Source organism: Mycobacterium sp. ST-F2, assembly GCF_001905655.1.
Taxonomy (GTDB): domain Bacteria; phylum Actinomycetota; class Actinomycetes; order Mycobacteriales; family Mycobacteriaceae; genus Mycobacterium.
In genome coordinates this window covers 1-2,578 of the sequence record NZ_JMHT01000122.1, presented here as the reverse complement: position 1 = coordinate 2,578, position 2,578 = coordinate 1, and the positions used below count along the sequence as shown (strand labels likewise).

General features: G+C 65.4%; 2 protein-coding genes and 1 rRNA gene. 2 read left to right on the top strand and 1 reads right to left on the bottom strand.

Going from position 1 to position 2,578, the window contains the following annotated elements; all coding sequences use genetic code 11:
- Nucleotides 1-196 precede the first annotated feature (196 nt).
- Nucleotides 197-1,708, top strand: a complete 1,512-nt coding sequence (locus EB75_RS28135; protein ID WP_073698475.1) for a DNA-3-methyladenine glycosylase 2 family protein — start codon at nt 197-199, stop codon at nt 1,706-1,708.
- The gene (locus EB75_RS28130) at nt 1,705-2,214 is read left to right on the top strand and encodes a methylated-DNA--[protein]-cysteine S-methyltransferase (protein ID WP_073698474.1); all 510 of its coding nucleotides are present in this window, start codon (nt 1,705-1,707) and stop codon (nt 2,212-2,214) included. Before EB75_RS28135 ends, EB75_RS28130 begins: the two co-directional genes overlap by 4 nt.
- Before the next feature lie 112 nt (nt 2,215-2,326).
- Here the strand turns inward: EB75_RS28130 and rrf are convergent.
- Nucleotides 2,327-2,440 (bottom strand): 5S ribosomal RNA (gene rrf, locus EB75_RS28125).
- Nucleotides 2,441-2,578: the final 138 nt, after the last annotated feature.

Below are 2,578 nucleotides of genomic sequence, written 5' to 3'. Positions count from 1 at the left end.
CAACTCGTCCGCGCGGCGCAACTTGCGCACGATGTCCTCCGCGGAATGCCCCTTGCGTCCAGCCATGTATCTCATCGTCCCTTCTCGGCCCGAAACCGGGCCACGGGACTCTAAAACACGCTGGACTCATTCACATGGAACACGCCAGTCGGTTTTCCGCTAGTGCTCCGCTCGGCCGCATGCCATTGTCGAAGGCATGTACGACGACTTCGACCGCTGCTATCGGGCAGTCCAATCCAAGGACGCCCGATTCGACGGTTGGTTCGTCACGGCCGTCCTCACCACGGGCATCTACTGCCGTCCCAGCTGCCCGGTGCGGCCGCCGTTCGCCAAGAACGTCCGCTTCTACCCGACTGCCGCGGCGGCGCAGCGAGCGGGCTTCCGAGCCTGCAAGCGGTGCCGGCCCGATGCCTCACCGGGTTCACCAGAGTGGAACATCCGTACCGATGTCGTGGCCCGGGCCATGCGCCTGATCGCCGACGGCACCGTCGACCGTGAGGGCGTCACGGGGCTGGCCTCGCGGCTCGGCTACACCACCCGGCAGCTCGAGCGTCTGCTCCAGGCCGAAGTGGGCGCCAACCCCCTGGCACTGGCCCGAGCCCAACGCAGCCAGACGGCCCGGGTACTCATCGAGACCACGCAACTGCCTTTCGCCGACGTCGCCTTCGCGGCAGGCTTCTCGAGTATCCGTCAGTTCAACGACACCATCCGCGAGGTGTGCGCGCTGACGCCGACAGAACTCCGCCAGCGGGCGCAGGCGCGCTTCGCCCCGAATGAAACCACCGGCACCGGAACGCTTTCCGTCCGGCTACCGGTTCGGACGCCCTTCGCCTATGAGGGCGTTTTCGGCCACCTCGCAGCCGGTGCGGTGCCCGGCGTCGAAGAGGTCCGCAACGGAGCCTTCCGACGCACCCTCCGTCTTCCCAACGGCACCGGCATAGTCGAGTTGTCGCCCCGCGTCGACCATGTGCAATGCACGCTGATCCTCGACGACTTCCGCGACCTGGCCACCGCCATCGCCCGTTGCCGACGGCTACTGGACCTCGATGCCGACCCCGAGGCCGTCATCGACGTCCTCAACGCTGACCGCCACCTCGCGCCCGTCGTCGCCAAGGCGCCGGGACAGCGCATCCCCCGCACCGTCGACGAGAACGAGTTGGCACTGCGCGTCGTCATCGGCCAACAGGTGTCCATGAAGGCCGCGGCGACGCATACCCGCAGGCTGGCAGTGGCCTATGGCGCGACAATCAGCGACCCAGTGGGTGGCTTGACCCATGTCTTCCCGTCCGTTGCTCAGCTGGCCGAGCTGGATCCGAATCAACTCGCCTTTCCCGAATCCCGCCGGCGCACCCTCGTCGCGCTGATCGACGCGCTGGCCGCCGGCACCCTCGAGCTCGACGCCGGCTCGGACTGGCTGCAGGCCCGGGCCCAGGTGGCCGAACTTCCCGGAATCGGGCCGTGGACGGCCGAGGTGGTCGCTATGCGTGCCCTCGGTGATCCCGATGCGTTTCCCGCACGCGACCTGGGAGTGCAGGTCGCGGCCAAACAGCTTGGGCTGCCGGACAATTCACGCCAATTGATCGAGCACAGCGCACAGTGGCGGCCCTGGCGGGCGTACGCCACGCAACATCTCTGGACCTCGCTGGACCATGCGGTCAACCAATGGCCGCCGCTGACGACGCAATCACCACAACAGGAGCAGGCATGACCGCCACCTTGCAGACCCGGACCATGCAGAGTCCGGTCGGAACCATCACACTCGCCGGCCGCGACGGCCGGATCCGGCATCTGCGGATGGACGACCAGACATACGAACCCAGCCATGACGGCTGGGAGCCCGATGAGACCGCCTTTCAGGAGGCGGTCGACCAACTCACCGCGTACTTCGCCGGCGAACTCCAGGATTTCGATCTTGAGCTCGATCTCATCGGCACCGAATTCCAGCGTCGGGTCTGGGGTGCGCTGCTGACCATTCCCTACGGAGAAACGCGTTCCTACGGGGAAATTGCGCTTCAGGTCGGTTCTCCGGGTGCGTCCCGGGCCGTCGGGTTGGCCAACGGCCACAATCCGATCGGGATCATCGTGCCGTGTCACCGCGTGATCGGCGCGAACGGCAGCCTCACCGGGTACGGCGGTGGCCTGGACCGCAAGAAGCTGCTGCTCGATCTGGAGAAAAGCCGTTCGGGAGCCGCGGAGCCGACGCTGTTCGATTAGTCGAATAGCGTCTGCCGGCGCCGCGGAATTGCGCGGCGCCGAAATGCAAAAGCGGTAGAAACGCAAAATGCCTCAGCCCCCCGATTTGCATCGGGGGGCTGAGGTAATTTGTGTTCGGCGGTGTCCTACTTTTCCGCCCGTGCAGGGCAGTATCATCGGCGCTGGCAGGCTTAGCTTCCGGGTTCGGGATGGGACCGGGCGTTTCCCTGCCGCTGTTGCCGCCGTAACTCTATTTTTTTTACGCCTCCACCGGCTTTTGACCCTGTTGGGTGTTGTTTGGTGGTGGGGTGTGGTCTGTTTGATTCTGATTGTGGTGTGGTTGCGGGCACGATGTGCAATGTTCTTCGTCTTGTTTACACGCACT